Consider the following 7,172-nt stretch of genomic DNA (forward strand, 5'->3'; position numbering starts at 1 on the left):
GCCATGCTGCTTCCAACACCTTAGTTGACATTCGCCCATGATTTGGTGTTGCTAGCCGTCGGCATGGCAATGACGTCTCTTTTGCCACCAAAGACAAATGGGCGTCGTGGAAGCTCCAACTGCAAAAATTGCTCAAATTATGATCAAGGTCATCGGTAACCTGGGAGTTTTCTCTAGTAAATATTCGATAATTTTCGCTGCGGAAACAATTACTTGGTGCCCTGAGTGACCAAGGGACAGAACAACAACTGGTATCATCTAACTTTTCGGCCCGAACACGTACTGTTGAGCTCCCGGCATACTCTAGTTAAGAATAACTGCAATGCCGGTGCCGGATCATCCGCATGGTAGATCATGTAAATATCCGAAACTGGTGGATCCGGACGAATAGGCAGGAAAACTAAAGGACCCGAGGTCAGATGGGCAATTCCGGCAGGAACGATACTGACACCAAAACCAGCTGCAATCAGACTCGGAATAGACTGTGCGTCGATTACTTGTTGCGAAATACGCGGTCTGTATCCGGATGCCACGACATAGGACATGACATAGGCCGCAAAGTCCGAGCTCTCGGGCTGTAGTATTACGAACGGGTCATCTTTCAAATCCGTCATTGATATGCTGGTTCTTCCAGCTAGTTTGTGGTCGCTGCGCACCAGCGCCACCAATTCCTCCTGCCATGCATGCTCATAGGCAAGTTCGCTTCCATGAGGTATAGATCGATTGAAGCTGACGTCCGTGCGTCGCCGGCGAACTTCATCAATCTGGGTCTGGGGCGACTGTTCATGTATGCGCAAGGTGATCTGCGGATAAGCTTGGGCAAAGTTGGAGAGCAACTCCGACAGGCCACCGCGCAGGATTGAGCCTGTCGTCCCAATTTCGATCAAGCCTTCCTGTCCGTGATGTATTTCGCGCATTTCCTGCAGGCTGCGCTCATACTGCACAAGCATATTGGTTGCATATTGCCGAAAAAGCTTACCGGCGCGGGTCAATGCCACTTTTCGGCTCGTGCGGTTGATGAGCTCCACACCCAACTCACGTTCAAGCGTTTGGATTTGGGTACTGAGTGGCGGCTGGGACATATTGAGACGTTGCGCAGCCCGAGTGAAACTCAATTCCTCCGCAAGAACGACGAAACACTGGAGCTGACGCATTCTCATAGCGTGACCCTATAGATTTCTCATAAATTGATATTAGACACGGATAATTTATTCGGCAACTATTGCCATGTCAGGGGGACTGACGATGAATGCTGCGAATGGAGGAAACGGTGGAGGCCGTTGTTCGAGGGCTTTCGCGAAAATTACTCCCCCTTTTTGATTGGGAGGAATCTAAATGCCGAGTTGGTCAAAGTCCTTGTTTGGACAGGTGTGCATCGCGCTTGTTCTTGGTGTCGCCGCTGGCTTCTTCATACCTGACCTGGCGATGCAAATGAAACCGCTTGGCGATGGTTTTATCAAGCTGATCAAGATGTTGGTCCCAGCGATTGTCTTTTGCGTGGTTGTACACGGAATTGCGGGTGCTGGCAGCCTCACCAAGGTTGGGCGCGTCGGCGTCCGGGCTCTCATCTATTTCGAGGTCGTCACCACGATCGCGCTCGCGCTTGGCATCATTGTTGCTTATGTATTTGGTCCGGGCCATGGCATGAACATCGATGTAAGCAAGCTCGATGCGTCTGCCCTTTCCACCTACGTTGAAAAGGCCCATGAAGTCTCTAGCGGCGGCACGGTAGAGTTCCTGATGAAGCTCATACCCACTACGATCGTGAGTGGTTTCGTCCAGGGTGATATCCTGCAGGTACTCCTGGTGGCTATCCTCTTCGGTTGCGCACTTGCACAAGTTGGCGAGCGCGCCAGACCGCTTCTTCACATCATCGAGATGGCTGGCGACGTCGTCTTCAAAATCATGGCATTTATCGTTCGCCTGGCACCGCTTGGCGTATTCGGCGCCATAGCCTACACGGTCGGCAGGTACGGTATCGGATCATTGGCGCAACTCGGCTACCTCGTGGTTCTGTTCTACCTGACAATTGCGCTTTTCGTCGCCATCGTACTCGGCTCCATATTGAGGGCCGCCGGTTTCAGCATCGTGAAGCTGCTCCGCTATTTGCGCACCGAAGTCAGTATTGTTGCGGGTACAGCCTCGAGCGACGCAGTCTTACCCCAGACCATGCGCAAACTTGAACATCTTGGAATAAAAGACACCATGGTCGGTCTCGTCATCCCAACCGGCTATTCGTTCAACCTTGATGCATTCTCGATATATTTGACACTTGCTGCTGTCTTCATCGCCCAAGCCACGAATACGCCTCTCGCGTTAGGTGATCTTCTGGCGATTCTTGGTGTCGCTTTGGTAACGTCTAAAGGTGCTCATGGGGTGCCAGGTTCGGCGATTGTCATCCTCGCTGCGACGCTGGCAGCCATCCCCAGCATTCCTGCTATCGGGCTGGTCCTTGTGCTCTCAGTGGATTGGTTCATGGGCATTGCGCGTGCACTCGGCAACTATATCGGCAATTGCGTGGCAACCGTGGTCATCGCATCCTGGGTAGGTGATATCGACAAGGATCGCGCCCGCAGGATACTGGACGGAGAAAGCGTGTCAGCACCGGATTTACCGGTTGTTGAGACAATCGCGCAGAACATCGGCAAGCCGGATCCGCTATCCCGACCGCAGATGTGAAGCGAAGGAAAACCTGCGTCAGATGGTTTCCATACATCGGTCCAAACGGCTGGAACAGAAGCCAACGGATAATACAGCTTTGTACGAATAGTAGCTGATCTCGATACAGGGAAAGTGATAAAACAGACTTGCAAAACTCTGCGAACAAGCTATCTCCTCCCCAATCTGAGGGTGTGTACGACGACCGGATCTCATCAGCTAGACCAAAAGCAACAGGTGCTGAAACGGGCAAGAGACCTGCGACCCTTCTGGCTTCAGCACGCAACAATGTCTTGGTTTCAGCTGTGTGACATGGAGCAGCCCGGCTTTCCAACACTAAGCCGAAAGCTCTCTTCTGACGATTTCCGCGCCTGCACTCAGGGCCTGCAGCTTCCCGACCGCTACTTGACGAGACAGAGGTGCCATGCCGCAGTTTGTGCAAGGATAGAGCTTGTCGGCATCCGCGAATTGCAATGCTTTCCGCAAAGTGTTGGCGACGTTCTCCGGGGTCTCCACGGCGTTGGTTGCCACGTCAATGGCCCCTACCATCACCTTTTTACCTCGAATGAGTTCAATCAAATCGATGGGAACATGCGAATTGTGGCATTCGAGAGAGATCAGATCGACACTGGATTTCTGCAGTTTTGGGAAGGTTTCTTCATACTGCCTCCACTCCGATCCCAAGGTCTTTTTCCAGTCGGTGTTGGCCTTGATACCGTAACCATAGCAAATATGGACGGCAGTTTCGCACTGAAGTCCTTCCATTGCCTTTTCCAGCGTGGCAACGCCCCAGTCATTTACCTCATCAAAAAACACATTGAAGGCAGGCTCGTCGAACTGGATGATATCGACACCAGCAGCCTCCAACTCCTTGGCTTCTTCATTGAGAGCTTTGGCGAATTCCCAGGCCAGCTTTTCACGACTGTTATAATGCGAATCATAGAGCGTATCGATCATAGTCATGGGACCCGGCAGCGCCCATTTGATGGGATGTTTGGTCTGCTGACGCAAAAACTTTGCATCGTCGACAAAAACTGGCTTTGAGCGAGAAACAGCCCCAACGACTGTCGGCACACTCGCATCATAGCGATTACGAATTCTGACGGTTTCCCGTTTCTCAAAGTCAACGCCGCTGAGGTGCTCAATAAACGTCGTGACGAAATGTTGGCGCGTCTGCTCACCGTCGCTGACGATATCGATACCCGCACGTCGTTGATCATCCAAGGACAAACGCAGAGCGTCTCGCTTGCCTTCAATCAACTCCTCATCCTGTAATTTCCAGGGTGACCAAAGTTTCTCAGGTTGTGCAAGCCAGGAGGGCTTCGGTAAGCTTCCAGCCGTTGAGGTGGGCAATAGTCTTTTCATGATGGGCGACCTTTTATCTTTAGTTCGTCAATGAGCGTAATTGGCAGACCATTGTTCAAGAATCTCTTTGTATGGTTTGATGAAGTGCTCATCCGCGAACTTTCCCTGCTCAACAGCCAGCCTGCTACGCTCTTCTCGGTCGTAGACAATTCGGGTCAGCGAATAGTCCTGCTGCTTCAAGTTCGGTTGATAGCATGCACCTGCTGGAGAATTGGAGTTATAGATCTCTGGTCGGTAAATCTTTTGGAAGGTCTCCATCGTACTGATAGTGCTGATAAGCTCAAGATTCGTGTAATCACCCGGCAAATCTCCGATAAAATAGAAAGCCAAAGGTGCAACGCTATATCGAGGCATGAAAAATCGAACCTTCAACCCCATTTTTCTGAAGTATTCATCGGTCGGCGAGAACTCGTTCTGCCGGTACTCGACACCAAGTATAGGATGTTGGTTGTCTGTCCGATGATAGATTTTGCTACTTGATGCACTCAGGCATATGACGGGTGGTTTATTGAAATTTTCTTTGTAAGCAGCTGAATTGAGGAAACATTTGAACAGATTTCCATGCAGATCGCCGAAATTGTCCGGCGTTGCGAATTCGGATCGGTTCTTATTGTACTCTGGCAGCAATACGCTGAAGTCATAATCCCGCACGTAAGAAGAGAAATTGTTTCCGACGATACCCTCAATACGCTCGTTGGTATTTCGATCCACGATATTCGTCTTCAGTATCTCAATCAGTGGGAAGGCATCGTTTTTGCCTTCAGGACCGATTTTCATTTCAACCGAAATGATTTCGAGTTTAACGGAATAGCGATCGCCTCCCGGGTTATCCCAATGCGCCAGCGCGTTGAAACGATTGTCAATCATTCTCAAGGCGTTACGGAGGTTGTCCTGGCGGTTCTCTCCTCTGGCCAAATTAGCAAAATTCGTCGTGATACGCGTATTGTCCAAAGGGTGATAGTTCTCATCAAAACGATGGCTCATGACGCGGAACGTAAAGTCGTGATGCGTCGTGATATGCGACCGATCTACGACCGGCTCGCCCTTGGCGGCGACTGGAATTGCGGTTTGAGACATAACCTACCCCAATAAGTTGGGGGCATGGGTCAGCGGACACATAGCAACACAGACCGTTACACGGTCTTTGCTACGGCACACCAGGACACCCCGCCCGTGGACGTTACTTTGCCAAGGCAGGTCTCCTGGCTAGCGGGTCATTGCTATCGTCCGTCTTCCCAAGGAGAACCCCAGTGACATTCTGGACGTCGGCTTGCCGCTTACAGTTGCGGGGGCAGCGCCGACTTTCCCGAATGAGACGGGGCACGGACTTCCCTCTTAGCTCCGACGTATCGAACACGACAGCCGGAGAACCTAGGCACTGCAACCTTCCTGCATCGGCCACATAATGTCAATAGCACATAAAGAAATGTTTATATCTTTAAGTCCAGGGCTACGAGCAGGCTCTCCTAATCCCTGCTCGATAGCCATGACTGGTATGGGGCCGATAACGGTCTTGGCGATGGGTCACGTTCTATGGCGGCTATTTTATTCATGGTCGGCAAAATCGGACAGTCTGTTCCCGACCTCATTGTGGCCGTTTGTCGTTATGAATGACTTTCCCTGACGCAGACGTTAAGATGGCCGGAATTGACAGCAAAGCCAAAACTTTACACGGCCCTTAATCGCCTATGGAAAGAGAATTAATGCAGAAGATGGCAGTTATCTTCAGTGCCACTATCTTGACGTTTTCGATCCCCGCAAAGGCTGATCGACTTATTTGTTCTGAATCAAAACATCTGCGCTACATGAAAATGGTGGGCGAGGTTGGCGAGATGGGGATCGACCTTGACCCTGTGGGGCACGATCGCGAGGCTTTCGAGAGGTTGATAGCCGCATATGAAACTCTCAACCCGAAAGGACCGAAGACCTCGCTTTTCGTCGCGCATGTTCCTACCGGTCAGATTTATAGTCAGATATGTGCGGCAGAGCGCTGCACGATGGAAGAAATGTCAACTCCCGAGCAAGCCTGTTTGATCGATCACATGAACCAATGTAGCTATGTTGCACTTCGCTTCCGGGGCGAAGAGTTCTGCCTGCTCCGTTCGCCAAGAAATTAGGTATTTGATCCCTGCATTTGATGGATCGTTTCGCACTCGCACAATCGCCGAACTCTGTTTGTTATTCGGCTATTTGTCTCGAAATTCCTCAATGTTGCATTAGGAAGAACTGTCTTTAAATTCTCACGGGAATTCCTGTCGCAATGGTCGGGTGTCAAAGCCCGACTTACACGACAGATTTTTGCAGACCACTTCGACCCTCTCTCCGCCCGCAAGCCGACCGACCGGTTACCGCCTATCAGCCGTGGTTGAAGCATGAAAAGTGAAACTATCACTTTGGAAATCGTTTGACTGTTACACCAATGTCTGGAACGAAGGTGCTAGCGCTCCCACGGCTAGCGACCTCGTTGCTGCCGCTGCCGTTGCGAAAAATGAAGGTTTTTCGGATGAGTATACTGCGATTGGTGAGCCCGTTGGCATTCAGTGTAGCAGGCCCGGTATTCCAATCGTGAAATAAAAGTACAGATCCCTTCCACCATGCGCCATTTCCTCTAATGAAGTGGCTGAGGGGACTAGTTACCAATTATCAACCCGGCGACAGTTTCAGGTCGAGGCGTGCGAGGCACTCAGGGTCCGCAACCGCCCGAATTGCGATGATTTTTCTGTCGTTAAAGAAAAAGCGTAGCACAAAATGCCGATGTTCGTCAGGAGCTATGATGAGGCCAGGGCACCCATCCACAACCGCCGGCAACGCACTGTGCGCTCGGCCCTTGAAAGCCTCTGCCACGGCCCTTGCGCCGCGGATCTCAGGAAGCGAACCCTGGCGGGTAGCTTCGCAATCGGCCCGGAAAACGGCGTCTGGATCCAGCACGGATACCAGCGCCTCGAAGTTGCCGCCTCGCGCCGCGGCAAGAAAGGCTTCAACGAGCTTCCACCGCATGGCGCGGTCGGCGCTGTCCGCCTTCGGCAAACCTTGCACACGGCGGCGGGCGCGGCTTGCGAGTTGGCGCGTAGCTGTGTTTCGGCGTGGAATATTGACCCCACTAGCGGGCGAATACTTATTCAATTTTGACCCCCGCTAGATTTCATCCG

At 51.7% G+C, this 7,172-nt stretch carries 6 protein-coding genes and 1 riboswitch; of the genes, 2 read left to right on the plus strand and 4 right to left on the minus strand.

The annotated features are described in order from the left end of the window. Nucleotides 1-254 precede the first annotated feature (254 nt). Nucleotides 255-1,160: a LysR family transcriptional regulator gene (locus FG152_RS24750; RefSeq protein ID WP_036589293.1), complete on the minus strand. Its 906-nt coding sequence runs from the start codon at nt 1,158-1,160 to the stop codon at nt 255-257. A 175-nt stretch (nt 1,161-1,335) separates the two neighbouring features. Between FG152_RS24750 and FG152_RS24755 the strand changes: the two genes are divergently transcribed. Beyond that, complete coding sequence (locus FG152_RS24755; RefSeq protein ID WP_105529399.1) at nt 1,336-2,679, plus strand: C4-dicarboxylate transporter DctA; 1,344 nt, start codon at nt 1,336-1,338, stop codon at nt 2,677-2,679. 315 nt (nt 2,680-2,994) lie between these two features. Here FG152_RS24755 and FG152_RS24760 read toward each other — a convergent pair whose 3' ends face one another. Together FG152_RS24760 and FG152_RS24765 are read right to left on the minus strand one after the other, a co-directional pair. Further along, the gene (locus tag FG152_RS24760; protein WP_036589288.1) at nt 2,995-4,023 is read right to left on the minus strand and encodes a methionine synthase; all 1,029 of its coding nucleotides are present in this window, start codon (nt 4,021-4,023) and stop codon (nt 2,995-2,997) included. Between the two features lie 27 nt (nt 4,024-4,050). Beyond that, the gene (locus FG152_RS24765) at nt 4,051-5,100 is read right to left on the minus strand and encodes a DUF1852 domain-containing protein (protein WP_080692132.1); all 1,050 of its coding nucleotides are present in this window, start codon (nt 5,098-5,100) and stop codon (nt 4,051-4,053) included. A 98-nt stretch (nt 5,101-5,198) separates the two neighbouring features. After that, nucleotides 5,199-5,413, minus strand: a riboswitch (cobalamin riboswitch). 313 nt (nt 5,414-5,726) lie between these two features. Between FG152_RS24765 and FG152_RS24770 the strand changes: the two genes are divergently transcribed. Next, nucleotides 5,727-6,140 carry a hypothetical protein gene (locus tag FG152_RS24770; protein WP_036589286.1) on the plus strand — a complete coding sequence of 138 codons (414 nt, stop codon included), beginning with the start codon at nt 5,727-5,729 and terminating at the stop codon, nt 6,138-6,140. A 526-nt stretch (nt 6,141-6,666) separates the two neighbouring features. Here FG152_RS24770 and FG152_RS24775 read toward each other — a convergent pair. Further along, entirely contained in the window at nt 6,667-7,146 is a 480-nt protein-coding gene (locus tag FG152_RS24775) for a sigma-70 family RNA polymerase sigma factor family protein (protein WP_181152418.1), read from the minus strand. Nucleotides 7,147-7,172 lie beyond the last annotated feature (26 nt).

This window comes from Ochrobactrum sp. XJ1, from assembly GCF_024701725.1.
Taxonomy (GTDB): domain Bacteria; phylum Pseudomonadota; class Alphaproteobacteria; order Rhizobiales; family Rhizobiaceae; genus Brucella; species Brucella anthropi.